General features: G+C 63.8%; 30 protein-coding genes and 2 tRNA genes. 11 read left to right on the top strand and 21 right to left on the bottom strand.

The annotated features are described in order from the left end of the window. Window positions 1–29 precede the first annotated feature (29 nt). Together ahpF and ahpC are read right to left on the bottom strand one after the other, a co-directional pair. Entirely contained in the window at window positions 30–1,586 is a 1,557-nt protein-coding gene (gene ahpF / locus V9K97_RS21100) for an alkyl hydroperoxide reductase subunit F (protein ID WP_337320424.1), read from the bottom strand. Between the two features lie 89 nt (window positions 1,587–1,675). Further along, on the bottom strand, window positions 1,676–2,239 hold the full coding sequence (gene ahpC, locus V9K97_RS21095) for an alkyl hydroperoxide reductase subunit C (protein WP_157613151.1): 564 nt from the start codon (window positions 2,237–2,239) through the stop codon (window positions 1,676–1,678). A 262-nt stretch (window positions 2,240–2,501) separates the two neighbouring features. Here ahpC and bfr point away from each other — a divergent pair, with 262 nt between their 5' ends. Further along, window positions 2,502–2,978, top strand: a complete 477-nt coding sequence (gene bfr, locus V9K97_RS21090; protein ID WP_126748857.1) for a bacterioferritin — start codon at window positions 2,502–2,504, stop codon at window positions 2,976–2,978. Window positions 2,979–3,027: 49 nt separating this feature from the next. Here bfr and V9K97_RS21085 read toward each other — a convergent pair whose 3' ends face one another. Genes V9K97_RS21085 through V9K97_RS21070 form a run of 4 tightly spaced genes read right to left on the bottom strand, consistent with a single transcriptional unit; the run spans window position 3,028 to window position 7,108 of the window. Beyond that, a complete protein-coding gene (locus tag V9K97_RS21085) occupies window positions 3,028–3,582 on the bottom strand; it encodes a cytochrome b/b6 domain-containing protein (RefSeq protein WP_337320422.1) in 555 nt (184 codons plus the stop codon). Window positions 3,583–3,593: 11 nt separating this feature from the next. Beyond that, window positions 3,594–3,896 (bottom strand): PepSY domain-containing protein, encoded by a 303-nt coding sequence (locus V9K97_RS21080; RefSeq protein WP_337320420.1) that lies wholly within the window; start codon window positions 3,894–3,896, stop codon window positions 3,594–3,596. A gap of 37 nt (window positions 3,897–3,933) precedes the next feature. After that, window positions 3,934–4,620, bottom strand: a complete 687-nt coding sequence (locus V9K97_RS21075) for a Fe2+-dependent dioxygenase (protein WP_337320418.1) — start codon at window positions 4,618–4,620, stop codon at window positions 3,934–3,936. Between the two features lie 46 nt (window positions 4,621–4,666). After that, the gene (locus V9K97_RS21070) at window positions 4,667–7,108 is read right to left on the bottom strand and encodes a TonB-dependent receptor (protein WP_337320415.1); all 2,442 of its coding nucleotides are present in this window, start codon (window positions 7,106–7,108) and stop codon (window positions 4,667–4,669) included. A gap of 263 nt (window positions 7,109–7,371) precedes the next feature. Here V9K97_RS21070 and V9K97_RS21065 point away from each other — a divergent pair, with 263 nt between their 5' ends. The 5 genes from V9K97_RS21065 to hemP all read left to right on the top strand — a co-directional run bounded on the left by V9K97_RS21065 (window position 7,372) and on the right by hemP (window position 9,923). Then, window positions 7,372–7,644 (top strand): (2Fe-2S)-binding protein, encoded by a 273-nt coding sequence (locus V9K97_RS21065; RefSeq protein WP_258505289.1) that lies wholly within the window; start codon window positions 7,372–7,374, stop codon window positions 7,642–7,644. Window positions 7,645–7,752: 108 nt separating this feature from the next. After that, entirely contained in the window at window positions 7,753–8,457 is a 705-nt protein-coding gene (locus V9K97_RS21060) for an energy transducer TonB (protein WP_443303883.1), read from the top strand. Between the two features lie 22 nt (window positions 8,458–8,479). Further along, window positions 8,480–9,196: a MotA/TolQ/ExbB proton channel family protein gene (locus V9K97_RS21055; protein WP_258505287.1), complete on the top strand. Its 717-nt coding sequence runs from the start codon at window positions 8,480–8,482 to the stop codon at window positions 9,194–9,196. Between the two features lie 5 nt (window positions 9,197–9,201). Continuing rightward, complete coding sequence (locus V9K97_RS21050; RefSeq protein ID WP_126748853.1) at window positions 9,202–9,615, top strand: ExbD/TolR family protein; 414 nt, start codon at window positions 9,202–9,204, stop codon at window positions 9,613–9,615. Window positions 9,616–9,710: 95 nt separating this feature from the next. Beyond that, on the top strand, window positions 9,711–9,923 hold the full coding sequence (gene hemP / locus V9K97_RS21045) for a hemin uptake protein HemP (RefSeq protein WP_018903010.1): 213 nt from the start codon (window positions 9,711–9,713) through the stop codon (window positions 9,921–9,923). Window positions 9,924–10,119: 196 nt separating this feature from the next. Here hemP and V9K97_RS21040 read toward each other — a convergent pair whose 3' ends face one another. Further along, a complete protein-coding gene (locus tag V9K97_RS21040) occupies window positions 10,120–10,527 on the bottom strand; it encodes a GlcG/HbpS family heme-binding protein (protein WP_028258861.1) in 408 nt (135 codons plus the stop codon). Between the two features lie 163 nt (window positions 10,528–10,690). On the opposite strand from V9K97_RS21040, the gene V9K97_RS21035 reads away from it, so the two are divergent. Next, window positions 10,691–11,392 (top strand): Bax inhibitor-1/YccA family protein, encoded by a 702-nt coding sequence (locus V9K97_RS21035; RefSeq protein ID WP_126748851.1) that lies wholly within the window; start codon window positions 10,691–10,693, stop codon window positions 11,390–11,392. Window positions 11,393–11,453: 61 nt separating this feature from the next. Here V9K97_RS21035 and rlmD read toward each other — a convergent pair whose 3' ends face one another. The 5 genes from rlmD to surE are packed head-to-tail and all read right to left on the bottom strand — an operon-like array spanning window position 11,454 to window position 16,412. Further along, complete coding sequence (gene rlmD, locus V9K97_RS21030; protein WP_337320409.1) at window positions 11,454–12,914, bottom strand: 23S rRNA (uracil(1939)-C(5))-methyltransferase RlmD; 1,461 nt, start codon at window positions 12,912–12,914, stop codon at window positions 11,454–11,456. A 52-nt stretch (window positions 12,915–12,966) separates the two neighbouring features. Beyond that, window positions 12,967–13,971 (bottom strand): sigma-70 family RNA polymerase sigma factor, encoded by a 1,005-nt coding sequence (locus V9K97_RS21025; protein ID WP_337320407.1) that lies wholly within the window; start codon window positions 13,969–13,971, stop codon window positions 12,967–12,969. Window positions 13,972–13,975: 4 nt separating this feature from the next. Beyond that, on the bottom strand, window positions 13,976–14,866 hold the full coding sequence (locus V9K97_RS21020) for a peptidoglycan DD-metalloendopeptidase family protein (protein ID WP_337320404.1): 891 nt from the start codon (window positions 14,864–14,866) through the stop codon (window positions 13,976–13,978). 11 nt (window positions 14,867–14,877) lie between these two features. Then, window positions 14,878–15,651 carry a protein-L-isoaspartate(D-aspartate) O-methyltransferase gene (locus V9K97_RS21015; protein ID WP_258505276.1) on the bottom strand — a complete coding sequence of 258 codons (774 nt, stop codon included), beginning with the start codon at window positions 15,649–15,651 and terminating at the stop codon, window positions 14,878–14,880. 2 nt (window positions 15,652–15,653) lie between these two features. Then, the gene (gene surE / locus V9K97_RS21010) at window positions 15,654–16,412 is read right to left on the bottom strand and encodes a 5'/3'-nucleotidase SurE (protein WP_126748846.1); all 759 of its coding nucleotides are present in this window, start codon (window positions 16,410–16,412) and stop codon (window positions 15,654–15,656) included. Between the two features lie 128 nt (window positions 16,413–16,540). Between surE and V9K97_RS21005 the strand changes: the two genes are divergently transcribed. Further along, the gene (locus V9K97_RS21005) at window positions 16,541–17,527 is read left to right on the top strand and encodes an NADPH:quinone oxidoreductase family protein (RefSeq protein WP_337314581.1); all 987 of its coding nucleotides are present in this window, start codon (window positions 16,541–16,543) and stop codon (window positions 17,525–17,527) included. A gap of 87 nt (window positions 17,528–17,614) precedes the next feature. Here V9K97_RS21005 and V9K97_RS21000 read toward each other — a convergent pair whose 3' ends face one another. From V9K97_RS21000 to V9K97_RS20990, 3 genes are all read right to left on the bottom strand, one after another. After that, a complete protein-coding gene (locus V9K97_RS21000; RefSeq protein WP_258505272.1) occupies window positions 17,615–17,959 on the bottom strand; it encodes an H-NS histone family protein in 345 nt (114 codons plus the stop codon). A gap of 276 nt (window positions 17,960–18,235) precedes the next feature. Continuing rightward, window positions 18,236–18,311: transfer RNA gene (locus V9K97_RS20995), tRNA-His, on the bottom strand. A gap of 75 nt (window positions 18,312–18,386) precedes the next feature. Continuing rightward, a complete protein-coding gene (locus V9K97_RS20990; RefSeq protein WP_337320402.1) occupies window positions 18,387–19,019 on the bottom strand; it encodes a YbhB/YbcL family Raf kinase inhibitor-like protein in 633 nt (210 codons plus the stop codon). 209 nt (window positions 19,020–19,228) lie between these two features. Between V9K97_RS20990 and V9K97_RS20985 the strand changes: the two genes are divergently transcribed. Next, complete coding sequence (locus tag V9K97_RS20985; RefSeq protein ID WP_126747350.1) at window positions 19,229–19,477, top strand: GlsB/YeaQ/YmgE family stress response membrane protein; 249 nt, start codon at window positions 19,229–19,231, stop codon at window positions 19,475–19,477. Window positions 19,478–19,496: 19 nt separating this feature from the next. Then, window positions 19,497–19,829 (top strand): hypothetical protein, encoded by a 333-nt coding sequence (locus V9K97_RS20980; protein WP_126747351.1) that lies wholly within the window; start codon window positions 19,497–19,499, stop codon window positions 19,827–19,829. Between the two features lie 42 nt (window positions 19,830–19,871). On the opposite strand, the gene V9K97_RS20975 is transcribed toward V9K97_RS20980, so the two are convergent. The 6 genes from V9K97_RS20975 to V9K97_RS20950 form a co-directional block, all read right to left on the bottom strand. Beyond that, window positions 19,872–20,546, bottom strand: coding sequence for a histidine phosphatase family protein (locus tag V9K97_RS20975; RefSeq protein WP_337320400.1), 675 nt, complete (start codon window positions 20,544–20,546; stop codon window positions 19,872–19,874). A gap of 60 nt (window positions 20,547–20,606) precedes the next feature. Next, window positions 20,607–22,517 (bottom strand): SurA N-terminal domain-containing protein, encoded by a 1,911-nt coding sequence (locus tag V9K97_RS20970; protein ID WP_337320398.1) that lies wholly within the window; start codon window positions 22,515–22,517, stop codon window positions 20,607–20,609. A 75-nt stretch (window positions 22,518–22,592) separates the two neighbouring features. After that, window positions 22,593–22,668: transfer RNA gene (locus V9K97_RS20965), tRNA-Val, on the bottom strand. 27 nt (window positions 22,669–22,695) lie between these two features. Beyond that, complete coding sequence (locus V9K97_RS20960) at window positions 22,696–22,968, bottom strand: HU family DNA-binding protein (protein ID WP_007830705.1); 273 nt, start codon at window positions 22,966–22,968, stop codon at window positions 22,696–22,698. A 213-nt stretch (window positions 22,969–23,181) separates the two neighbouring features. Then, on the bottom strand, window positions 23,182–24,267 hold the full coding sequence (locus V9K97_RS20955; RefSeq protein ID WP_337320396.1) for a tartrate dehydrogenase: 1,086 nt from the start codon (window positions 24,265–24,267) through the stop codon (window positions 23,182–23,184). Continuing rightward, window positions 24,264–25,178: an alpha/beta fold hydrolase gene (locus V9K97_RS20950; RefSeq protein WP_337320394.1), complete on the bottom strand. Its 915-nt coding sequence runs from the start codon at window positions 25,176–25,178 to the stop codon at window positions 24,264–24,266. Before V9K97_RS20950 ends, V9K97_RS20955 begins: the two co-directional genes overlap by 4 nt. Before the next feature lie 70 nt (window positions 25,179–25,248). Here V9K97_RS20950 and V9K97_RS20945 point away from each other — a divergent pair, with 70 nt between their 5' ends. Next, the gene (locus tag V9K97_RS20945) at window positions 25,249–26,211 is read left to right on the top strand and encodes a LysR substrate-binding domain-containing protein (RefSeq protein WP_337320392.1); all 963 of its coding nucleotides are present in this window, start codon (window positions 25,249–25,251) and stop codon (window positions 26,209–26,211) included. The last annotated feature ends 4 nt before the right edge of the window (window positions 26,212–26,215 follow it).

Below are 26,215 nucleotides of genomic sequence, written 5' to 3'. Positions count from 1 at the left end.
CCTACTCGGGCTACAGTTTTTCCAGTCGCTCAAGCCGGTGCCGACGTGCGGATCAAATGATCGAACGCGCCCAGCGCCGCCTTGGCACCATCACCTGCCGCAATGATGATCTGCTTGAACGGCACTGTCGTCACGTCGCCCGCGGCAAACACGCCCGGTACCGAGGTCTGCCCCCTGGCGTCGACCACGATCTCGCCGTGCTTCGTCAGTTCGACCACGCCCTTGAGCCAATCGGTATTGGGCACCAGGCCGATCTGGATGAACACGCCTTCGAGCTCGACCTTCTTCAGCTCGCCCGTCGCGCGGTCCTTGTAGACCAGGCCGCTGACCTTCTGGTCGCCGGTGATCTCGGTGGTTTGCGCGTTGGTGAACACGTCGACGTTGCTCAGGCTCTTGAGCTTGCGCTGCAGCACGGCGTCGGCACGCAGCGCGGTGTCGAACTCGATCAGCGTGACATGGCCCACGATGCCGGCCAGGTCGATGGCTGCTTCGACACCCGAGTTGCCGCCGCCGATGACCGCGACGCGCTTGCCCTTGAACAGCGGGCCGTCGCAGTGCGGGCAGTAAGCCACGCCCTTGTTCTTGAACTCGTGCTCGCCGGGCACGTTGATGTTGCGCCAGCGCGCACCGGTCGAGATGATGATCGACTTGCTCTTGAGCGAAGCGCCGCTCTCGAGCTGCACCTCGATGAGGTCCTTGCCCGGAACAAGCGCCTTGGCGCGCTGCAGGTTCATGATGTCGACGTCGTAGTCGCGCACGTGCTCTTCGAGCGCATGGGCGAACTTCGGTCCTTCGGTTTCCTTGACCGAGATGAAGTTCTCGATGCCCAGCGTGTCGAGCACCTGGCCGCCGAAGCGCTCCGATGCCACGCCGGTGCGGATGCCCTTGCGCGCCGCATACACGGCAGCCGCGGCGCCGGCAGGGCCGCCGCCGACGATCAGCACGTCGAACGGGTCCTTGGCGGCGATCTTCTTCGCCTCCCGCTCGACGCCGCTTGTGTCGATCTTCGCGAGGATTTCTTCCAGGCTCATGCGGCCCTGGCCGAATTCGGTGCCGTTCAGGAACACGGTCGGCACAGCCATGATCTGGCGTTCCTTCACTTCGTCCTGGAAGGTGCCGCCCTCGATCATCGTGGTGCGGATACGCGGGTTCTGGATGGCCATCAGGTTCAGCGCCTGGACCACGTCGGGGCAGTTGTGGCAGGTAAGCGAAACGTAGATCTCGAACTCGAAGTCGCCGTCGAGCGCGCGAATCTGCTCGAGCACGGCTTCTTCGACCTTCGGGGGATAGCCGCCGATCTGCAGCAGCGCAAGGATCAGCGACGTGAATTCATGGCCCATCGGCAAGCCGGCAAAACGCGGGCCGTGGTTCTCGCTTGGGCGGTTGACCGAGAAAGAGGGCTTGCGATGGCTGTCGTCGCGGCTTTCGGTCAGCTTGACCAGCGGAGACGCTTCCGCAACGTCCTTCAGCAGCGACAGCATTTCGCCCGAGGCCTTGCTGTCGTCGAGCGAGGCGACGATCTCGATCGGCTGCGTGGCGCGTTCGAGGTAACTCTTCAATTGGGCTTTGGTGCTGGCGTCAAGCATGAGGGACTCTCTTTCGATAACTTAAAACTATCAACTTGGGGCAAAAAAGCCCGGGGCCTCGTGAGCGCCCGGGCTTTCGCGCGGGACGCTTAGATCTTGCCGACGAGGTCGAACGACGGAGCGATGGTCTTGTCGCCTTCATTCCACTTGGCCGGGCAGACTTCGTTCGGGTGAGCGGCGGTGTAAACCGCTGCCTTCAGCTTGCGCAGGGTTTCCTTGACGTCGCGGGCGATTTCGTTGGAGTGCACTTCGGCAGTCTTGATGATGCCTTCGGGGTTGATCACGAAGGTGCCGCGCAGTGCCAGGCCTTCTTCGGGGATGTGCACGCCGAAAGCGTTGGTCAGCGCGTGGGTCGGGTCGCCCACCAGCGGGAACTTGGCCTTGCCCACGGCGGGCGACGTGTCATGCCACACCTTGTGCGAGAAGTGTGTGTCGGTGGTCACGATGTAGACCTCGGCGCCCAGCTTCTGGAACTCGGGGTAGTTGTCGGCCGCGTCTTCGACTTCGGTCGGGCAGTTGAAGGTAAATGCCGCCGGCATGAAGATCAGCACGGACCATTTGCCCTTGAGCGTCTCGTCGGACACATCGATGAACTTGCCGTTGAGGTAGGCCTGGGTCTTGAAGGGTTGGACTTGGGTGTTGATCAGGGACATGTTGCTTCCTTGGATGCTGCGGGTGGACAAAAATAAGTGCGAGCCATGAGTATAGCTACCAAATAAGACAAATTCATAGTAATCAGCTATCGACTGTATCGCTGCGGCCTATGAAAACCAAAGGCAAGGTCGCCCTCGCCTCCTGCTCGAATACGAACGTGTATCACCATCAAACGCATGCAGACCAGCGGAGCATGGGATTGCTTGCAAGAGCTCGCTCGCCCCTCTCACAATCCCTACTTTCAGAACAAGGAAAACAATCATGAAGGGCGACCCCAAGGTCATCGAACATCTGCAGGCGCAGCTCAAGAACGAGCTCACCGCAATCAACCAGTATTTCCTGCACTACCGCATGCTCAAGCACTGGGGCTTGGACAAGCTGGCCAAGAAGGAATACGAGGAATCCATCGGCGAAATGAAGCACGCCGACAAGCTCATGGACCGCATCTTCATGCTGGACGGCCTGCCCAACCTGCAAGACCTGGGCAAGCTGAACATCGGTGAAGACGTGCCCGAATTGCTCGGCTGCGACCTGGGCGCCGAAACCGGCGCGCAAGCCACCATCAAGGACGGCATCGCGTACTGCGAAACCGTTCGCGACTACGTGTCACGCGACCTGTTGCAAGAAATCCTGGACGACACGGAAGAGCACATCGACTTCCTCGAAACCCAGATCGACCTGATCGACAAGGTCGGGCTGCAGAACTACCTGCAGTCGCAGATGGGCGAGATCGGCTGAACTCCGAAAAGGGGCCGCCAGGCCCTTTTCGGCGAGCGGGGCGCCGCCGTCAGGCGATGTCGCCCGGCTCTTCGGGGCGCTTGCGCCCACTGAACATGGCGCCGACCAGGTTCTCCCGGTGCCGCCAGCTCGTGAAAGCAACGCCGGCCAGATGCAGCGCAATCAGCGCCACCAGTGTCCAGGCCAATGTGCGGTGAAGCCATTCCACCCACGCCAATCCCCAGAACATATCCAGCGAATACATCCAGCCCGTGACGCCGACAGACGTTACCGTGGCAAGCAAAGCGACGACCATCCAGCCGCCGAGCGGGTTGTGGCCCAGGTAGCGCTTCTCGCGCCGTGCGAGCACTTCGGCCGCATAGCGCAGCACCTGCGACGGAGGCCGCACAAACTGCTTGAATTTTGCATAGCGGCCTCCGAGCCATCCGCCGATGCAGCGGCCCGCAACCAGGACCAACGTCGCGTAGCCGGCCAGTTCGTGCTGCCGCAGCAACGCCTCGCCGCTGAACCACGCCACGGCAATGGCGGCGACCAGCGCCCAATGCGTTGCGCGCAGCCAAAGCGCCCAGACCTGCGCCGACGCACGCGCTGGCACTGCACGCACCTTGCGCATCCTCAGGACGGCTGCTTCACCTGACCGACCTTCTCGAAGGTCTTGGGGTCGAAGAATGCTTCGGTGCGCTGGCCCTTTTCGTCGAAGCCGTAGACCTCGTAGCAGCCATTGAAGTTCTTGATCTGGCGAACCTTCCAGCCTTCGCCGGTCAGCTTGCGCTGCAGTTCCATCTGCGGACGCATTTGCTCCTTGGGAACCGGTGTGCATTTGACGGCGTCGTGGTCGACGAACTGGGCAGACGCCGATGCGGACCAGAAAATTGCGGCCGCGACTGCTGCGGCGGAAAGAAGTGTCGTGTTCATCATGAATGCGTTTCCTGACAGGCAGGCACCGCGCCGCGGCTCAAATGTCGAGCCACATGCGCAGCAAGTTGTGGTACGTGCTCGTGAGGCCGATCACGCCGGAGTCGGTCTCGCCATATTTACTGCGAAGGTGGCGCAGATGGTTGTCCATTTCGAACAGCAGCCGGCGCTGTTCGTCGCTGCGCACCATGCTCTGGATCCAGAAATAGCTCGCCAGCCGATAGCCCCGCGTGACGGGCAGCACCCGGTGAACGCTGGTGCCCGGATAGAGCACCATGTCGCCCGCGGCAAGCTTGACGCGCTGGGTGCCGAAGGTGTCCTCGATGACCAGTTCGCCGCCGTCGTATTCACCCGGTTCGGCCAGGAACAGGGTGCACGAGATGTCCGTGCGCACCCGTCCCGAGCCGTCGCGAAGAAAACGAACCGCACTGTCCACATGATTGCCGAAGCTGTTGGACTCACCGCCGTAGCGATTGAACAGAGGCGGCGAGATCTGCTTCGGCAAAGCGGCCGAGAAGAAAACCTGGTGCCGCTCGAGGCCCCTTAGCAGCAGTTGCTGAACGGCTCGGGTTTCTTCGCAGTCTTCCCGCAGCTGCTCGTTGTTCTTCGCCTTGGCGGACTGCTCGCCCGCGGTCAGGCGGCCGTCCTCCCAAGGTGCTTGGCCCAGAATTTCCCTGGCTTGACGAACCTCGTCGAGCGAGAGCACTTCGCGAATGTGCAAGAGCATGTGTAAGGAGGAACGGCGTTGGCTATTCTAGAAACTCAAGAGACCTTTAGAAGCGCGCCCCGACCGTGAAGAGCACCGTGCGCTTCGCACCGGCAATTGCAAAGCCCGGGTAGAGCTGATCGCCGTAGAGCTTGTTCGTCACGTTGTTCACGTTGAGCTGCGCATACAGGTCGGGCGTGAACTTGTACTCGAGCATCATGTCGCCGACCACATAGCCGGGGGTGCTGTTCGCCAGGCTGGCGGCACCGGTGACGCCTTGCAGCGGTCGGTTTTCGGACGCGCCGCGCACGCCGCCTGCAATGCGCAGCTTGGGCGTGGCCTGGTAGCTGATCCATGCCGCGCCGCTGTGCTTGGGCGTCAGGCCGACGCGCGAGCCTACGGTACCGGGCGTTGCAGTGCTGCCCACCTGGTCGATGGTTGCCCTGGGAATGAAAGAGTACGAGAAATACACTTCCCACTGCGACGTGAGGCGGCCCACCACGTCGAGCTCGAGACCCTGCGAGTGGCGCTTGCCCGACAGCAGATAGGAGCTGCCCGCGAAGTCCGAATCGGTGGTGCGCTCGTTGGTCTTTTCCGTGCGGAAGATGGCCGCGCGCGTCGAGAGCTTGCCGTCGAGCCAGTCGAGCTTGGCGCCCAGTTCGATGTTGCGGCTCTTCTCGGGCGGCGTGCCCGCGGTCTGGGGCGACACATACTGATAGGTGTCGGCCGACGAATTGAACGAGGTGCTGTACGACAGGTGATACGACTGCGTGGTCGAAGGTTGGTACAGCACGCCGGCGCGGTAGCTCCATGCGCCCTGCGACAGATGGGTGCTGGTGACGGTCGGGAACGGGCTGCCGGCGGAATAGCGCTCGCGACGGTCGCTGCAATTCGCCGTTTGCGTATAGCCGCGCGGTGCCGGAGTGGGCCTCACGCAGGCGGGGTTCGAATAGGTGTACTGGTCGAAATCACCGCTCAGTCGGTCGTAGCGCACGCCGCCGAGAACCTTCCAATCGGGCGCCACCTCGACCAGGTCCTGCAGGTAGATGCCGACCGACTTCGCGGAATAGGCGCTCGAATCGCGGTACACCGGCTCCACGAACGTGCCGCTCAAGCCCGCACCGTCGTTCGGCGTGCCGACGAAGGTGTTGGCTCGCGAGCCCAGCGCGCGGCCTCGGAAGCTGTTGTTGAAGAAGGCGTCGTTCTGGTAGCGGCTCGCCTCCTCCTTCGAGGCGTCGACGCCGGCCAGCAGCTGGTGCTTCATGCCGCCCCAGTTCAGCTCCTTGCTGTAGTCGCTTTGCAGGTAGGTGCCCTTGTACTCATCCTTGCGCGGCGTCAGGCCGCTGCGGGTGAGCATCGTGTATTCGCTGAAATTGGCCAGCGTGGTGGGGGCACCGAACGTGGTGCTGGCCCCGGCGGCCGTCGACCATTGGTTGCGGTCGAAGGTGCCCGAGCGCACCTGGGTGCGCAGTTCGCCGCCGTCGTCGAAGCGATGGAGCCACGAAGCCGTGCCGTAGGTAGCCTTGCCAAGGAGCTTGTCGGCCGTGGTGCCGTAGAAGCTGCCGGGCTTGACAGGCGCGAGGGTGCCCAGGCTGCCGATAGTCGGCACACCGCTCGCGTTGTAGCCGGTAATGCCTTGCCGACCGGTCGCCACCCAGCGAACTGCCGACAGCGGAACGTTGTCCACGTTCAGGTGGAACAGCCCCACGGTGAACTCGTTGGCCGTGCCGACGCCCCAGCTGTACGAAGGCGCAATGCCGTACTTGTCGATCTTGGCACCGCCGTTGTCGGCCTTGTTCCACATTGCGTTGATTCGCAATGCCGAGGTTTCGCCCGTGCGAACGTTGAAGTCCGCCGTGGTGCGGTAGTAGCCGCGCGAGCCGACCGTGGCTTCCACGTCGGTCTGGTCGGCCAGCAAGGGCTTCTTGGAGACCTGGTTGATCACGCCGCCCGTGGAGCCGCGTCCGAAAATCATCGAAGCGGAGCCGCGCAGCACCTCGATGCGCTCGAGATTGAAGGTGTCACGGTCGTACTGCGAAGGGTCGCGCATGCCGTCGATCAGCAGGTCGCCCACGGTTGCCACGGGGAAACCACGCAGACGGATGTCCTGGTCGGTGCCGTTCTCCGTTGCCGCAAAGGTAATGCCGGCCGAGTAGTGCAAGGCGTCCTTGAGGGTGTCGAGCTTGACGTCGTCGATCAGCTTCTCTGTGATGACGTTGATCGACTGGGGAATATCGCGGATTTCCTGCGTTCCCTTGCCGATGTTGGTCTTCCTGGTCTGGACCTGGTCCTTGCCCTGCGCTTCGGCCTGCTCGGTCACCGTGACGGTTCCGAGCGTGCCGCCCTGCACCGTGGCCGGCGGTGTCTGCGCCCAGCTGCTGACCGAAGCGGCCAGCATCAGCGCGCCAAAAGGCAGGACTGCCGCTTCTCGCGGCAGGCTGCCGGTGGCGGAAACAGAAGAAGACTTGGGGCGCGACACACGAGCGCGCCGACCGGCAACATTGGACAAGATGACCTCCCAGAAAGCCAAACGGCTGGTTTGAATGGCTGGCTGGGACCGCTTTAACGGTAGTGGCTTGCCGAAATTGGGCTGGAGTGTAGTGCCGGCGTAGTCTTAATCATTCACATTTAGATTCGCTGTTGTCAAAATGCTACTTTCTCCCATAACAGTACGGAAGGCCTCTCTCCGGCCATAGTTATTGAAAATGCGAGAGATTCGTATTTATAATCGGCTCGAACCCAAACCAGCCAGCCACTGCCGCTTTCACCGCCATGATCGTTTGCGTCTGCCGCCGAGTCTCCGACCGTGAAATCGCACGTCATGTGCGGGCCGGCATGACTTTCGACGAAGTGCAATTCGAGCTTGGCGTGGCCACCCAGTGTGGTCAATGTGAAGGTTGTGCGCGCGATATCGTCGCGCAGTGCAGCGCCTCGCACCCGGTCGCCGCGTTGAACCGCGAATCCGGAACGAGTGCGATCCAGCTTGCCACCTCCATTTCGGAAAGCAAGGCATGGAACTCTTCTCGGCAATCGGCGGCAGCCTGATACTCGTCGCAGGCTCCGTCTGGTGGATCTTTCGTAAGTAAACAGTAGTCGTAGCGGTTTTGCTGCAATCGGGGCGCGTTCCGTGCGTGCCCGCATTCGAATTGGTTGATCGTGTCTGACCGCTTTGCCCCCCCTCCCTCCGTTCTGGGCCTCTCGCGCAATGCACTCATTGCCGGAGGCGTGATCCTGTTTCATGCAGCCGCGCTGTGGGCGCTGCAAAGCGGCCTGTTGCGCCGCGCTGCCGAAGTGGTGATTCCTGTAGAAATACTGAGCCAGTTCGTCGAACCACCCAAGCCGGCCGAGCCGCCGCCTCCCCCACCGCCGCCGCCCCCCCAGCGCAAGCCCGAGGCCGTCAAGCCTCCGCCCCGCCCGGTGGCAATTCGCGAACCCAAGCCGACACCCGCCCCCGCTGCGCCCGTGGGCGTGACCGAGCCGCCTCCCCCCGCACCCCCGGTCGAGGCGCCGGCTCCGCCTGCGCCACCCGCACCGCCGCCCGCGCCCCCCGCCCCGCCGGCACCGCGGATGATCGAGATCTCCGAGGGCCAGACCCGCTATATAAGAGAGCCCAAGCTCGTCTACCCGAGCATGAGCCGGCGCCTGGGCGAGTCGGGAACGACGGTCGTCTCGATCTACTTCGACAGCGAAGGCTTCGCCAAGCGGGTCGAACTCTACAAATCCAGCGGCTTCGAACGCCTCGACGAAGCCGCGCTGAGCGCCGCCCGAACCGCCCAGGTCACGCCCTTCAGGCAAACAGGAGGCAACGCACAGACGACCTACCTGCTGCGGGCGCCCTTCTCATTCAAATTGAACTAATTTTTCTCTGGAGCAACTTCGTATGGAATCCCAATTCGGCTTGATGAACGTCTGGAACCAGGGCGATTTCGTCACCAAGGCCGTCGCGGTGCTGTTGATCGGCATGTCGCTTGCGTCGTGGATCGTGATCATCGTCAAGGCCCTCGACGTCATCAAATACAAGCGCCTTGCCAAGCACTCGCAGGACTTCTGGCACAGCGAAGACTTTGCAACCGCGCTGAACAAGCTCGGCAAGGACGACAGCAACCCGTTCCGCGCACTGGCGCTCGAAGGCCGTGAAGCGGCTGCGCACCACCGCAACACCAAGGCCCATCTGCATGATGCGCTCGACGTGAGCGACTGGATCACGCGCGCACTGCGCAACGGCATCGACGCTTTCACGGCGCGCCTGCAAACCGGCCTTGCCATCCTGGCTTCGGTCGGCTCGACCGCGCCGTTCATCGGCCTCTTCGGCACGGTGTGGGGCATCTATCACGCGCTCATGAGCATCGGCTCGGCCGGCCAAGCCACCATCGACAAGGTGGCGGGCCCCATCGGCGAGGCGCTGATCATGACGGCGCTGGGCCTGGCGGTGGCCATTCCGGCGGTGCTGGGCTACAACGCGCTGGTTCGCGGCAACAAGTTCGTGCTGACCAAGCTCAACAGCTTTGCCCATGACCTGCACGCCTACTTCGTGACCGGCGCGCGCGTGCAAAGCGGCAGCGGCGACGCCATCGTGGTTCCGCTCAAGAAGGGCTGAGCATCATGGCTTTCGGTACCCAGGACGAACCCGATGAGGTGATGAACGAGATCAACATGACGCCGCTGGTCGACGTCATGCTGGTGCTGCTCATCATCTTCATCATCACCGTGCCGGTGATGAAGCACGCGGTCAACATCGACCTCCCCCGCGCCACCAGCGAGCCCGAGCAGGCCAAGCCGGAGAACATCCTGTTCAGCATTTCTGCCCAGGGCGACTACTACTGGAACGAGCAGAAGATCGCGGACGGCGAACTGCCCGGCCGCCTCGCGGCCGAAGCTGCGAAGAACCCGCAGCCCGAGCTGCACATCCGCGGCGACAAGGAAGTGCGCTACGAGCGCGTTGCAAAGGCGATGTCGGCGGCCCGTGAGGCCGGCGTGCGCAAGATCGGCTTCATTACCGAACCTGACGCGAAGTAAGTCACTGAATGCCGCAAAAAAAGTTGATCGCCGCGATTGACTTTTTATTGCGAATCATTATCATTCACTCATCGCTTCGATAAGGGGAATTTCAGATGCAAGCCAAACCGAACGCCTTTTCTGTTCTGAGCCATCCGTCGCTCGACCAATCGGGTGGCGGACATGCGTCCATCCAGGCTCCCCGTCCGGCGCCAATGGTCGAAAGCACGGAGCTTCTCAAGGGAAGCAAGACCGTGGGCATCATGCACAACGGCTCCCTCTATCGTCTTCAGGCGACCAAACTCGGCAAGCTGATTCTTACCAAGTAAGCATCAGCCCGCCCTTCACGCAAGTTTCATCGTGGGGCGACTCCAGGAGATTCATCTCCGAAGGGTCGTTTTTTGCTAGCCAACGGTTCGCCGACTAGCCAAGCTTTTTTTCACGCTGAATACCCGAAAAGAAAACGCCGACCTTGAAGTCGGCGTTTTGCTTTCCGCAGAGCACAGCCCCGCCGGACGAGTTACTTCAAAGGCCGAGCGCAGCGATGCCGGCCTTGGCAATCTGGGCATCTTCGTTCGACTTCACACCGCTCACGCCGACGGCGCCGATCACCTGGCCGTCCTTCACGATCGGCACGCCGCCTTCCAGCAGGCCCTGCACGGCGGGCGCCGTGAGAAACGCGGTGCGGCCGCCGTTGATGATGTCTTCATAGACCTTGCTTTCGCGGCGGCCCATGGCTGCGGTATGGGCCTTGGCCGGGGCAATGTGCGAAGACAGCGCCGCAGCCCCGTCCAGGCGCTGGAGCCAGAGCAGGTTGCCTGCATCGTCCGAAATGGCAATGGTGACGGCCCAATTGTTCTTCAGGGCTTCGGCTTCCGCGGCTGCGGCAATGGCCTTGACGTCGGCGAGTTCGAGGAAGGACTTGGTCTTCATTTTGAGCGTCGGTTGCGTAAAACCCAAGAGCATAACGGCCAAAGAGCCGGCCGGTCCCGGCGCCCTTAGGACCATCATCCATACGGTCTTTGTATCACCCCCTCTTGCAGAACCCTAGAATGCGCCCAACTGCGTCAGTGCAGCAACCAAAGGAGCTACTGCCATGAACGACCGCGTGACCACCCTCGACACTTCCACCGGCTACGGCCAGGTGCTGCCGCAGGCTGAGCGCCAACGCGTCCTGCGCAACACCTACTGGCTGCTCGCCCTGAGCCTGTTGCCCACCGTGCTGGGCGCATGGATCGGCGTGAGCACCGGTATTACCCGCTCGCTCACGGGCGGGCTGGGCCTTATCGTTTTCCTCGGCGGCGCCTTCGGCTTCATGTTCGCCATCGAGAAAACCAAGAACTCGGCCGCCGGCGTGCCGGTGCTGCTGGCCTTCACCTTCTTCATGGGCCTGATGCTGTCGCGGCTCATCGCCATGGTGCTGGGCTTCAAGAACGGCTCCGAGCTCATCATGACCGCGTTCGGCGGCACCGCCGGCGTGTTCTTCGTGATGGCTTCGCTGGCCACCGTGATCAAGCGCGACCTGTCCGGCATGGGCAAGTGGCTCTTCGTCGGCGCCATGGTGCTGATGGTGGGCGCCATCATCAACGTCTTCGTCGGCTCGAGCGCCGGCATGATGGCCATCTCGGTGGCCGCCATCGGCATTTTCTCGGCCTTCATGCTCTATGACCTGAAGCAGATCATGGACGGCGGCGAAACCAACTACATCAGCGCCACGCTCGCGCTCTACCTGGACCTGTTCAACGTGTTCCAGAGCCTGCTGGCCCTGCTGGGCATTGCCGGCGGCGAACGCGACTGATCGAACCGAGCGAAGGCGCCCCGCGGCGCCAACTAACAAAGGGCCCTCTCGGGCCCTTTTTTCATGCCAGATCGAATACCGCAATCGACTCCACGTGCGCCGTGTGCGGAAACATGTTGATCACCCCGGCAAACGTGCACCGGTACCCCGCCTGATGTACCAGCAGGCCGGCATCGCGCGCCAAGGTGGACGGATTGCAGCTCACGTACACGATGCGCTTCGGCGGCGTCCAGCCGTCGGTTCTCAGTTCCGGCTGCAGGTGCAGGTCGGCCATGGCCTTGGCAAGCGCAAAAGCGCCTTCGCGCGGCGGGTCGACCAGCCACTTGTCCGCGCTGCCGTCGGCCACCAGCATGGCGGGCGTCATTTCGAAGAGATTGCGCGCCACGAACCGGGTAGGCGAAAGCGCCCGCCTGGCCAGCGTGGCAGGTTCATTCTTCTTGAAGTTGTCGCTTGCGCGCGCCACCAGGGTGTCGCTGCCTTCGATGCCCAGCACCTCGCGCGCACGGCTGGCCAGCGGCAGGGTGAAATTGCCCAGCCCGCAGAACCAGTCGATCACCCGCTCTTGCGGCTGCACATCGAGAAGGCGCAGCGCCTTGCCCACCAGCGCGCGATTGATGTGCGGGTTGACCTGCGTGAAATCGGTCGGCTTGAACGGCATGGTGACGCCGAACTCGGGCAGTTCGTACGACAGCGGCGTGCCGCCCTCTTCCAGCAGCTTCACTGTCTCGGGGCCTTTGGCCTGGAGCCACCATTGAACGCCGGGGTTCTGCGCCGCGAACGCTTTCAGGCGGCCGATGTCCGCGCTGGACAGCGGCTCCAGGTGCCTGAGCACCAGCGCGATCGTGCCGAGCGCGGTCGTTCCCGGCGCATCACCGCAGGCAAGTTCGATCTGCGGGCAGGTCTCGCGTGCATCCATCGAGCCGATGAGTGCGCGCAGCGGCATCAGCATGTCGCTGACCTGCTTAGGCAGCACCGGGCACACCTGCATGTCGGCGAGATACCGGCTCTTGCGCTCATGAAACCCGATCAGCACCGTGCCCTTCTTGACCACATGGCGCACCGAGAGCCGGGCGCGGTATCGGTAGTGCCAGGCCGGCCCTTCCATCGGCCGCAGCACGTTCTCGGGCCGCACCTTGCCGAGATGCCACAGGTTGTCTTCGAGCGCACGCTGCTTCACCGCCACCTGCGCCGCGGCGTCCAGATGCTGCATCTTGCAACCGCCGCACGCGCCGGTGTGCAGCCCGAAATGCGGACAGCCCGGGCGCACGCGTTGCGACGATTCACGCCGAATGGCGGTGACCGTGCCCTGCTCCCAGTTGTTCTTGCGCCGGTGCACGTTGAGCTGCACTTCCTCGAAGGGCAAGGCGCCTTCGATGAACACGACCATGCCCTCGGCGTTGTGTGCGACGCCCTGCGCATCCAGGTCAAGCGACTCGACCTTGAGCCATTCGTCCGGGGCGCTGCCCGGGGTCTTTCCGGCCGCTTTCGTGGGGACTTTCTTTTCTTCAGTGGATTCCGTCATCCCCCGATTGTCTCAGCGCCGGCCCGGCCTCCCGTGGCTGCGCCCGCGCCGCCTAGAACAACGCATCGCGGCCCACGCCGGAGCGAGCCAGCTGGCGGCGCATCTTGGCGAGCGCCTCGTTCTGGATTTGCCTCACGCGCTCCCGCGTCAGGCCGAGCCGGACGCTCAGCACTTCGAGCGTTTCGGGCTCCCGATCGTGTAGCCCATAGCGGCCTTCGAGCACCTCGCGCTCGCGCGCATCGAGCGCATGAACCCATTGGTCGAGCAGGCGTTCGACCTCGTGCGTGTGGGTCACGTCGGTCGGATTGCTTCGCTCGTCGTCGGAGGCCACGGTGTCGGCCAAGGTAAAGCCCTCGTCGCCGCGCGCGTCGCCGCCATCCAGGGAGCGCGGCGCCTCCGCAAGTGCCAGCAGCTCCGCCACTGCCTGCACTTCGCGCCCCAGAAATGCGGCGATGTCTTCCACCCGCACACCGTCGGGCCGGTTCGCCAGGAAGTCTGAATCGCCCTCCAGCGTGCGGCGGGCCCGCAGCACCTGCTGCAGTTCGCGCACCACCTGCACGGGCAGGCGGATTGCACGCGCCTGGGTCATGACGGCTCGCTCGACCGATTGCCGGATCCACCACGTCGCATAGGTGGAAAAGCGAAAGCCGCGCTCGGGTTCGAACTTGGTGATCGCGTGCATCAGGCCGAGGTTGCCTTCCTCGATCAGATCGGAGAGCGGCACGCCGCGGCCCAGATACGCCTTGGCGATGTTCACAACCAGCCGCAGGTTGTGTTCGATCATCGATTGCCGCGCTGCAAAGTCGCCGGCGCGGGCAGCGCATGCGGCCTGGTATTCCTGCTCGGGCGTGAAGAGTTCGGTGCGCCGCACCTGCCGCAGGTAGATGGTCAGGGCATCCGCGCCCTCGCCACCTAGCGGTTCGGCAAACGCAATCGGGTCTGCGGCAGCACGGCCGGGCCTTGCGGGCGTGCTCTCTGGATTGTTGTCTGCGGCCGCTTCGCCCTTGCCCACCGCCCGGCGCACAGGCAGTGTGCGACGGGGGCGAGAGGCGGCCATGGCATTACCGGCTCGGCAGGTAGCGTGCCGGATCGACAGGCTTGCCCTGGCGACGGATTTCGAAGTGCAGCTTGACGCGGTCCGCGTCGCTGTTGCCCATTTCGGCGATCTTCTGTCCCTTTTGCACCGACTGGTCTTCCTTCACGAGCAGCGTCTGGTTGTGCGCATACGCCGTGAGGTAGGTGTTGTTGTGCTTCAGGATGATCAGGTTGCCGTAGCCGCGCAGGCCCGCGCCTGCATAGACGACGCGGCCATCGGCCGCGGCCAGGACCGCGTCGCCGGCTTTGCCGCCGATATCGAAGCCCTTGTTCTTGGCGTCGTCGAACCCTGCGATGAGCGTGCCGTGCGCGGGCCAGATCCAGCCAAGATCCTCGTCGCCCGAATTGGCGGCAGGTGCCGATGGCGATGCGGTGACCGGCGGCTTGCTGGCCGCCGCGCTCGCGGGCGCCGCGGGCAACACCGCGGGCGGCGTCACAGGCTTGGTTACGGCGCCCTCGGTGGGAGTGGCCGCGGCCGCCACGGTGGTGGACGTCGGCCCCACCGGAGGAACCACGCGCAGCACCTGGCCGACTTCGATCAGGTCGGGATTCTCGAGATTGTTCCAGCGTGCGATGTTCTGCCAGCCTTGGCCGGTTTCGATTCCGATGCGGCGAATCGTGTCGCCGGGGCGCACAGCGTAGTAGCCCGGCTTGCCATAGTTCTCGATGCCGGGCAGCGGCTTGCCCGACGCATCGGTGGTGATGAGCGGGCCTCCGGGTGCCGCATTGGGGGCGCGCGTCATCGTGCCACGGTCTTCGACCGGCGCCGGCCCTCGCGGTGCGGCGCAGCCCGCGATCACGAGCACAACGGCCAACGTGATACCAGCGCACCAACTCCGATTGCCAAAACCCTGCATGTGTTGTTCCTTCAAGCGATGCCCGATTTTAGGGGGACAAAGTGAACCGCCTCAAGAATGCGGCGCTCCAGTCCACGGGCGGTTTTATCGATGACGACGAGGGCCTGTCCGCCCCCCGCCGATTGCGTGGGCGCGACGATGCGCCCGCCCACTGCGAGTTGATCGGTCCAGGCTTGCGGGACCGCTTCGCCGCCAGCGGCGGCGATGATTCCTGCGTAGGGCGCACCCTTGGCGTAGCCAACCATGCCGTCGCCGAGCATCAGGTGCACGGTCGCGAGCCGGAAGTGCCGCAGGTTGGCGCGCGCGCGCTCGTGCAGCCCGCGCAAGCGCTCGATGCTGTAGACCTCCGTGGCCACATGGTTCAGCACCGCAGCCTGGTAGCCGCAACCGGTGCCGATTTCGAGCACGCGTCCGAGCCGCTCTTGCGGTTTGCCCACCAAGGCAGGCGCACCCAGCAGAAGCTCGATCATGCGAGCCACCACGCTGGGCTTGGAAATGGTCTGGCCCAGCCCGATGGGCAGGCTCGTGTCTTCATAGGCCTGGTTGACCAGCGCACTGTCGACAAAACGATGCCGCTCCACCGCGCCCAGCGCCCGCAGCACGCGGGGGTCGGTAATGCCTTGGGCGGCGAGCTTCTGCACCATGCGCGCGCGCACGGCGTCGGAAGCCATCGAGGGGGTGGCCGGCACCATTGGCTTGGCCGGCACGGCGGGCATGCGCCCTCGCGTGGCGGCCGATGCGGTGGGTGTCAGGCGAACCGGGAAACCAGGCCGTTGCGTGGCCATGCTCAGTTGCCGAGACGGGCTACCGTCTCGCGCCATTGCCCCAGGTTGGCGTGATCGGTCAGGTCGATCTGCAGCGGCGTCAGTGCGACATGGCCGGCCGCGGTGGCGTGAAAGTCGGTGCCCTCGCCGCTGTCCTTGGCGCTGCCGGCGCCCGCAATCCAGTACATCGTTTCGCCGCGCGGGCTTTCCTGCGTAATCACCTTTTCCGCCGCGTGGCGGCGGCCGAGCCGGCAAACCTTGATCGGCTTGAGCTCCTCGAACGGCCGGTTCGGCACATTCACGTTGAGCAGGAAAGCGCCGCCTTCGATCATGCGCTCGCTCTCGATCCGCTGAACCAGCCGGCGCGCCACCTGCGCGGCCGCATCGACATGCGCCCAGCCTTTTTCGATCTGCGAGAACGCAATGGCCGGAATGCCGAACAGGTATGCCTCCATCGCCGCGCCGACGGTGCCCGAGTAGATGGTGTCGTCGCCCATGTTGGCGCCGTTGTTGATGCCGGACACCACCAGGTCGGGCCGGTAGTCGAGCAGCCCCTTGAGCGCGATATGGACGCAATCGGCCGGGGTGCCCGTGACGTAGCGAAAACCGTTGTGCGCCTTGTGCACGTAGAGCGGTGCGGCCAGGGTCAGCGCATTCGACTTGGCGCTGTTGTTGTGCTCGGGTGCAACCACCTCGACATCGGCGATGTCTTTCAGGGCGTCGTGCAATGCGACGATGCCCGGCGCCTGAAAGCCATCGTCATTGGAAATAAGTATCTTCATGGTGCTTCTGGGTGCCCCGGATTGTAGGCGCCGGGTGCGTCGCAGCAGGGACAACGGCGCCCTGCCGCGCCCCCTATCATCGCCTCGCATTCATTGCCCACACACGACTCATCCAAGGAGACCCGAGCATGCACGCATGGCTTTGCGAAAACCCCACCGGCGTCGATGCGCTGACCTGGAAGGAACTGCCCACACCAACGCCGGGTCCGGGCCAGGTGCTGATCGAAATCAGGGCTGCCAGCCTCAATTTCCCCGATCTGCTGATCGTCCAGAACAAATACCAGATCAAGCCGCCCCTGCCCTTCGTGCCCGGTTCGGAATACGCCGGCATCGTCCAGGCGGTGGGCGAAGGCGTCACGCATCTTTCGATCGGCCAGAACGTGGCGTGCCTTTCGGGAACCGGAGGCTTCGCAACCCACACGCTGGCGCCGGCCGCGCTTTGCATGCCTTTGCCGGAAGGCTTCGGCCATGTCGACGCGGCGGCGTTCATCATGATCTATGCCACATCGTGGCATGCGCTGATGGACCGGGCGCAGCTGAAGGCCGGGGAAACCGTGCTCGTGCTGGGTGCCGCCGGCGGCGTGGGCACCGCGGCCATACAAATCGCAAAGGCAGCCGGTGCAAAAGTGATTGCGGCGGCTTCCACCGACGAGAAATGCGAACTCTGCCGCTCCATTGGCGCCGATGCCACCATCAACTACACGACGCATGCGCTTCCAAACGGCTTTCGCGACGCCATCAAGGCGGCGACCGACGGCAAGGGGCCTGACGTCATTTACGACCCGGTGGGCGGCGATTTTGCGGAGCCGGCATTTCGCTCGATCGGCTGGCGCGGCCGCTATTTGGTGGTCGGCTTTGCATCGGGCCCGATTCCGTCGCTGCCATTGAATCTGACGCTGCTGAAAGGCGCATCGCTGGTTGGTGTGTTCTGGGGCGATTTTGCCAAGCGCGAGCCCAAGGCCAATGCACAAATGATGGCTGAATTGGCGCAGTGGTACGGTCAGGGAAAGATCAAGCCCGTGATCGACAGCACGATGCCGATGGCAGAATTGAAAGCAGCCTACGCCCACATGGGCTCACGCGGCGTCAAAGGAAAACTCGTCATGGTGAACTGAGCGCCCTGCGCCCGGTTGGTTCCACGCCCGCAATAAAAAAGCCCGCAGATGCGGGCTTTTTTATTGGCTGAAGGCCCTGTCGAGCGTTTACTTGATCTCGAACTCGGAAAGCGACTTGCCGGCGGCCAGGGCTTCGGTCACCCAACGCGGCTTGCGGCCACGACCGCCAGACCAGGTTTCGCCGCTCGGGCCGCGGTATTTGGCCGCTGCCTTGGCTCCGGGAACCGCGTTGCCGCGCTTGACCGACCCGCCGCGTGCGCTGAGTTTCAGATCGGAAGCGGTCAAACCGTATTCGGCGATTTTCTTGCGCACCTCTTCAATGACGCCCGCACGTTCTTGGTTGCGAAGGTCTTCGGCCTGCTTGCGCAATTGCGCAATCAGCTCGTCGTGCTTCTTGATCTGGGAATTGATATCGGCAAGGGTCGAAGCCATTGTGGACTCCTGAAAATTGGAAACGGGGCGGATTTTAATTCAATTCCAATTTAAAACAAGCATGCCGGTACCAGAAAAAACCCGGGGCGCACCGTTAGTTTGCGGCAGCGCACAATGCAAAGCGCACTTGGCTCGCGCGTTCTTATCGAACAAAAAGAGGGAATACAAGGGGGTTAAGCCCCAACGGCAGCAACAGCCGGAAATGACAACGCCGGGGCTGGCCCGGCGTTCATGCCCCTTGGACGCTATTGCGCAATAGCAGTCAGGGAAGGTATTTGGGGTGGCTGATGGGACTCGAACCCACGACGACCAGAATCACAATCTGGGACTCTACCAGCTGAGCTACAGCCACCGAAGAGCCCGCAATTGTAGCGTCAAAAACTCCCGTTTTCGCCACCGGGGCATTCAAAGACGCTTGAAGCCCTGCTCAACCCGTTGCCAAAGGGCCCGCCGGCGCGGTCTTCTCGATCTTGATGGAGCCGTCCGGCCTTTCGCAGGTGCCAATCAGCAGGCCGCTCGCCAGTGCATGCTCGCGCAGCGCTTCGAATATTTCGTCGCGCCCCGGCGTGGACGAAAACGAGGGCGCGCTGCCGAGCGCAAACAACTGAAAGGCGTAGCGGTGAGCGCCGTGCCCCGGAGGCGGGTCCGGCGGTAGCCACGCGGCCTGCAGCCCCGAGTTGCGGCCAACCTGCAGGCCGGCCGCGCCTTCGTTGTCGCGGCTCGGGATGGCGGCCTCGTCGAGCTTGCCGTCGCTCGGCCGCAGCCCCACCACGATCGCATGCACCAGCGGATTCGGGGTTGGCGAGTCGGCATCCTCCACCACCAGCACCAACGAAGTGGTTTCCGCCGGCAGTTGGGCCCACTGAAGCGGCGGCGACAAGCCTTCGCCGTCGGCCGTATAGCGCGGGGGCAGCGGCCCGTGGTCCACGAACGCCACGCTGGTCAGGGATATGGACGCCATGCCCTGCCGCATTCCGAGCGTATTGAAAATAATCTTGTCCAGGCCGGCACGCACGCCGTGCAGCGCGTGGCCAATGACTTCAGGCAATTTTTCGAGCATGGCTTCGGTATAGCCCCGTGCGGCAGTTCACCCTGTAGGACGCCGCTGCATGCGAGAGATGGCGGTCGTCCGCACCAAATTTCTCGAACGCAAAACCAATGTATTTCCCGGCCCGTGGAGCCGGTTTTGCTCCGCTATCATGATCGTCGCCTGAATCAACGGGCAATGCTTTCCCGCTTCTTCCAATTCACCGCCAAAGGAACTTCTTCATGAGCATCGTCTGGACTATTCTGATCGGGTTCATCGTGGGTCTGGTTGCGCGGGCCGTCAAGCCGGGCGACGATTCCGCCGGCTTCATCGTGACCACGCTGATCGGCGTTGCGGGTTCATTGATCGTGACCTATGTCGGCCAGGCCATGGGCTGGTACACCGCGGGCCAGGGCGCCGGTTTCATCGCGTCGGTGCTCGGCGCGATCGTGCTGCTCGTTCTTTACGGCCTGATCAAGCGCAAGAGCTGATTCCGGGGGCTGCGTAGGGATGCCGCGCAAACCACGCGCCAAGCATCATGTCTACGTGGTCGAGCTCGACGACCGCGTATGGAACCATGGCCGCTTCAGGCGGGCCAATCCCGACTATCAACTCGGCAAGCCTTTCGTCTATGTCGGAATGACCGGGCTCGACCCGGACATTCGCTTCGATAAGCACAAGGCCGGCATCCAGGCGAACACCTTCGTGCAGGAGTTCGGCCTGCGGCTGCTGCCCGCCCTCTATGAGCGCTACAACCCGATGAGCTACGAGGACGCGCGGTCGATGGAGGTCGAACTCGGCATCCGGCTGCGCGCGAACGGCTATGGCGTCTGGCAGGCCTGAAACCGACGCCCTCTTTCAACGCCCTCTTCTGGCGCTGCAGATTCAGGCGTAAGTGATCCAGCCCTCGTAGGCAGGGGCATCCAGGTGCGGAAGGGTGTTGTACGTCACGAGCATGTGGCGCTTGGGCGTAAAGGCGAACTCCGTCACCGCCGTATTGCGAATGCGCAAGTTGAGTTCGATGGTCGTTTCCGCGCTCGTGCCAAGCACATGTCCGACCGCCGTGCTGATCGGCCCGCCGCTCGACACCACCAGAACTTTTGCGCCATGGTGGCGGTCGCGCACATGGTCGAGCGCTGTGGTCACGCCCGCCAGAAAGTCCACATAGCTCGGCATGCCGGCAGGCTGGGTCTTGCCTTGCATCCAGGCGCCCAAGCCGCTGCGCAAGAGGCGGAAATGGTGGCGGTACATCTCGGGCGAATCGGGCTTCTCGGGCTTGCCTTCGTGGATGGTGGCAATAACAGCCTCGCTGTCGTACTCGTTGAGCCCGGGCCATGGCAGCACGTCGTCGCGCTGCAGTCCGAGCCCTTGTGCAATGCCCTCCCAGGTCTGCCGATGCCGCTTCAGGGTGCCCGTGATCACCGCATCGAAGTGCATGCCGCGCTCGCGCCAGTATTCACCCAGCCGCACGGACTGCCTGTGTCCGAGCTCGCTCAGGTTGTCGTAGTCGGCAGCGCCGAAACTGGCCTGCCCGTGGCGCACGAGATAGAGGGTTCCCATGCATGCGATTCTGGCGACAAGCGCATTGCGCGCTTGTCCCTCGTGTGACGGAACGCCGGGTCAGCGTGCCGCTGGCAGCGTGTCAGCTGGCTTCGGCACGAGGATCTCGGCCTTGAAGCGTTCCTTCAGCATGTTGTAGTACGCCACGTCTTCCGCGGCAGCCACGGATTGGCCGACCTGCGCGTTCTCTTGCTGCGCCTGCTCAGGGGCCGAAGGCGTGCGCGGAACGACCTTGGTCACGCGAACCACCGCATAGCCCTGGGTGCCCAGTTCGACACCCACCAGCGCGGGCAGCTTGGACGCATCGGCACGCAGCGCGGCATCGATGATCGCCAGCGGCTGGCTCTGCGATTCACGGCGCGAAACCGTGACCGGTGCGCCAAAGGTTGCGCCGTCGGCCTTCGTGGTCCAGGCAGCAAGCTTGGCTTCGCCTTCGGTCTTTGCCAATACCGCGGCGCGTTCGGTGACGAGTTGCGCGCGGATCTTGTCCTTCACTTCGGCCAACGGAATGGGACGCGCCGGCGAGTACTGCGTCACGCGGCCAGATGCGAGCTGGTTCGAACCGACTTCGATGGCTTCGGTGTTCTGCTTGCGGTCGAGCGAATCGGGCGCAAACAACGCACTCAGGAAGTTGCGGCTCGCCAGCGCGCCGGTGGCGCCCGGTGCGGGCGTGCGCGCCACATTGGTTGCAGTCTGGATCGTGAGCTTCAGCTTTTCCGCCGCCGGCTTGAGGCTGTCGGGCTGCTGGTACACCGCGTCGGTGAAGGCCTCCGCGGCCTTTGCGAACTCCTGCGTTGCCTGTTGTGCGCGAACGTCGCTCTCGATGGTGGCGCGCACCTGCTCGAACGGAGGCACCACGGCCGGCTTGATGTCGGTCAGCCGGATGATGTGATAGCCGAACTCGGTTTCGATCACGTCGCTGATGTCACCCTTCTTGAGCGCGAACATCGCGTCGTCGAAAGGCTTGACCATTGCGCCGCGGGTCACGAAGTCGAGGTCGCCGCCCTTCTCGGCGGAGCCAGGGTCCTGCGAATTCTTGCGCGCCACATCGGCAAAGGTGGTGGGTGCCTTCTTCACTTCGGCCAGCAACTGCTCGGCCTTTGCCTTGGCCTTTTCGCGATCGGCCGCCGACGCACTGGCCGGTGCGGTAATCAGGATGTGGCTCGCGCGGCGCTCTTCCTTCGTGCCGAAGCGCGCCTTGTTCTGTTCGTAGTAGGTCTTGAGGTCGGCCTCGTTCACCGAGACGTTCTTCTTCGCCGCTTCGAGGTCGAGCACCAGGTACTCGATGCTGGCCTGCTCGGGGGCCTGGAACTGCACCGTGTGGTCCTTGTAGTAGGTCTCGATGTCGGCATCGCTGATCGTCACCTTCGATGCGAAGCTATCGGGAGTGAAGCGTGCGACCTGGATCTCGCGGCTGTCATAAAAGGCGTTGATGGTGGCGGCAGCCAGCGCGGGCGGCGTGAACGCCGTACCCGAAATGCCCAGCAGCACCTGCTGCGTTGCAAGGTCGGCGCGCATCGAGGCCTCGTACTGCTCCGGCGTGCGGCCGGTCACGCGCTGGAAGGTCTCGCGATCGAACTTGCCGTCCGGCGTGCGGAATGCGGCAAGGCCCGCGTCCTGCGCGAAGATGCGGGTCAGCCGCTCTTCGGAAACCGTCATGTTCGACTTGGCCGCAGCGGCTGCCAGCACGCGGTCGCGCACCAGCCGTTCCAGCGTGGCATAGCGCATTGCATCGGAATCGAGCAGCGTCGGGTCGACGTTCGGCGACTGCTGCCGGATGCGGTCGACTTCGTTGCGGTGCTGTGCGTCCCATTCGGAACGGGTGATGTTGTTGCCATCGACACGCGCAACCTTTTCCTCGTTGCCGGAGCCCTGGTAGCGGTCCACACCGAAGAGGACGAACGAGGGAATGATCAGCAAGAACAAGAAAATCATGACGATCTTGTTGTACTTGCGGAAGAAATCAAACATGCTTGAACACTCTCTTGCGACGGATGTCGAACGGCAATAAAAAAGGCGAACCTGTGTTCGCCTTTGCATCGGTGGTGGTGGGTGCTGAGGGGCTCGAACCCCCGACCTACGCCTTGTAAGGGCGCCGCTCTACCAACTGAGCTAAGCACCCCACCGGGAAACTCTCCGAGTCTACGTCTTAGTTGAGCGCGTCTTTCAGCGCCTTGCCCGGACGGAACTTCGGAATCTTGGCGGCCTTGATTTTAATCGCGTCGCCGGTCCGGGGATTGCGGCCGGTGCGAGCAGCCCGCTTGCCCACTGCGAAAGTGCCAAAACCGACCAGCGACACGGAGCCGCCTTTTTTGAGCGTGGTACGAATGGCGCCGATGGTGGATTCGAGCGCGCGCGTGGCGGCTGCCTTGGAAATATCGGCGTTTTTTGCGATGTGCTCAATCAGTTCGGTCTTGTTCACAAGGGCCCCTTGTCGAAGAAATAAAGTTGGTCGGCTTTCGTCAGTGCGACCTGGCCGCGAAATGACGCGACGCAAGAAGTGTGGCAGGACTGACGCCTCGGCAGCGCACTGCCAGCGAGGATTACAACCACTGGTCTGCAGGGTGTCAATACGACACGAGGCCATGCAGAACAGCGGAGCGCGCGATTTTAGGGGCCTTTCGTGAACTCTATTTCAAAGCGCTTCGGCAATTGCCTTGCCCAAGTCGCTGGTGCTCGCCTTGCCGCCGATGTCGGGCGTGCGCGGTGCTCCGCTTTGGGGCGCGAGCACCTTTTCAATGGTGGAAAGAATCGCGTCGTGCGCCTTCTTGTGCCCCAGGAACTCGAGCATCATCGCACCGCACCAGATCTGTCCGATGGGGTTGGCAATGCCCTTGCCGGCAATGTCGGGCGCCGAACCGTGCACCGGTTCGAACAGCGAAGGCGTCGTGCGCTCGGGGTTGAGATTGGCGCTGGGCGCAATGCCGATGGTGCCGGTGCATGCCGGACCCAGGTCGGACAGGATGTCGCCGAACAGGTTGCTGGCCACCACCACGTCGAAGAAGTCGGGCCGTTGCACGAAGTGGGCGGTGAGGATGTCGATATGGAACTTGTCGAGCTTCACGCCCGGGTAGTTCTTGGCCATTTCGGCCACGCGCTCGTCCCAATACGGCATGGTGATCGAGATGCCGTTCGACTTGGTCGCGCTCGTCAAATGCTTCTTCGGCCGCGATTGCGCAAGCTCGAAAGCGAACTTGAGCACGCGATCCACGCCCACGCGCGACATCACCGTTTCCTGCACCACGATCTCGCGCGGCGTGCCTTCGTACATGCGCCCGCCGATGCTCGAGTATTCACCCTCGGTGTTCTCGCGCACGATGTACATGTCGATCTCGCCCGGCTCGCGCGGCGTGCCGTCGCGGCGCACCACGGGAGCCGTGATGCCGGGCATCAGCCGTGCGGGGCGCAGGTTGATGTACTGGTCGAACTCGCGGCGGAACAGCAGCAGCGAACCCCACAGCGACACGTGGTCGGCAATCTTTTCGGGCCAGCCCACCGCGCCGAAGTAGATCGCATCGTGGCCGCCGATCTGGTCCTTCCAGTTGTCGGGCAGCATCTTGCCGTGCTTCTCGCAGTAGTCCCAGCTAGAGAAATCGAAGTGGTCGAACTTCAGGTCGATACCGAACTTGCGCGCCGCGGCATCGACCACGCGCAGGCCTTCGGGCATGGTTTCCTTGCCGATGCCGTCGCCGGCGATGACTGCGATTCTGTGGGTGGTCATGGTCTGGTTCCTTCTTGCTGGAGAGGGGGAGTAAAAAACTGGAGTGCCTCGGCGAGCACCTCGCCGGGAGCTTCTTCCGGAACATAGTGGCCGCACGGCAAGGCGCGGCCCGAAACCTGCCCGGCGCATTCGCGCCAGAGCGCCAGCACATCAAAGCACCGGCCGACTGCGCCGTGTTCGCCCCACAGCACGCGCAGGGGCTGCTCAAGGCGCCGGCCGGCGTCGATGTCGGCGCGGTCATGCACCAGGTCGATGGTGGCGGAGGCCCGGTAGTCGCCGCAAATGGATTCGGCCGTGCCCGCGATTGCGGCGCAGCGCTCGTACTCGGCCAGCACCTCGGGCGCAAAGGGCGCGAGCCCCGCGTGGCGCCCGCCCATCACGCTGCGCACGTAGCGCACAGGGTCCGAAGCAATCAGCGCCTCGGGCAGCGGCGGCGGCTGGATCAGGAAAAACCAGTGCCAGTAAGCGCGAGCAAACGCTTCGGTGGTGTTCCCGTACATCGAGAGCGTGGGCGCGATGTCCAGCAGCAGCATGCGGTCGACCGCGGCGGCATGGTCGGCCGCCAGCCGATTCGCCACGCGCGCGCCGCGGTCATGCGCAAGCACGCCGAAGCGTTCGAAGCCATGGTGCCGCATGGCGGCGAGTGCATCGAGCGCCATCTCGCGCTTGCTATAGGCCACGTGCTCGGCGTCGTCCGCGGGGCGGCCAGAGTCGCCGTAGCCGCGCAAGTCCACCGCCACCACAGTGAACCGCTCGGCAAGCGCCGGTGCCACTCGATGCCAGATGAGGTGCGTCTGCGGATGGCCATGCAACAGCAGCAACGGAGCACCGCGGCCGCCGATGCGGCCATGCACGCGCACGCCGTCGCGCTCGATATCGAATTCAGGAAAGTCGAAGAAGGAAGCAGTCACGCGGCCATTGTGCGTTGCGCTCCGCCAGCCATCAAGCAACAATCAGCCAATTCATACTTTCCAATCTGGCATGAATTCATTGTCGATGGACCGGGGCGACCTGGAGCTGGTGCTGGCCATTCGCGACCAGGGCAGCCTGGCGGGCGCATCCGCCACGCTGGACGTGGTGCCTTCGGTGGTGACCAAGCGACTGGGTGCGCTCGAGGCTCGGCTGGGCCAGCGGCTGTTCGAACGCACCACGCGCAGGCTCAGCGTCACGGCCGAGGGCGAGGCGGTCTGCCTGCATGCCAAGGCGCTGCTCGAGGGTTTTGCGGCACTCGAAAGCGAGCTCGGCGAACGGCAGAACGAACTGGTCGGCACGATACGTCTCGCCGCCACCTTCGGCTTCGGCCGGCGCTGGCTCGGCCCCGCGCTGGCCGCGTTCCAGGCGCGGCACCCGGGGCTGCAGATCGAGCTGCTGCTGACCGAGCGGCTCCCGGACCTCGGCGCCGAAGGCTACGACGGCGCGCTGTGGCTCTGGGCCGTGCAGCAGCGCCGCGCGGCCGACTGGGTCACGCGCCGCATCGCGCGCAACCAGCGCGTGCTTGCCGCCTCTCCTTCATATATAGAGCGGCGCGGCCTGCCAGCCACGGTCGACGCGCTGGGCACGCACGACTGCCTGGTGGCGCGCGAAAACGGCGAGGTCAACCAGCACCAGTTCGCGCTCTGGACGCTGCGCCACGCCCGCGACGGCAGCACGGCGCGTGTGCGCGTGCAAGGGCCGCTGACAAGCAATTCCGGAGAGATGGTGCGCGACTGGTGCCTGGCCGGCCACGGAATCATGCTGCGCAGCCTGTGGGATATTGCGCCGCAACTGGCGTCCGGCGAGCTGGTGCGCGTGCTGCCCCACTACGCCATGCCCGATGCCGACATCCACTGGATTGCGCCCTGGCGACCCAAGACGCCGCGCCGTGTGCGCCTGCTGCTCGACCATCTGGCCGAACAGTTCCGCGGCGAGCCCTGGAAGCCGGGCAAGCCCGGTTCGCCGCGCTGAAAGA

This window comes from Variovorax sp. CCNWLW186, from assembly GCF_037203865.1.
Classification (GTDB): domain Bacteria; phylum Pseudomonadota; class Gammaproteobacteria; order Burkholderiales; family Burkholderiaceae_C; genus Variovorax.
This window is presented reverse-complemented; position numbering and strand designations above follow the sequence as displayed.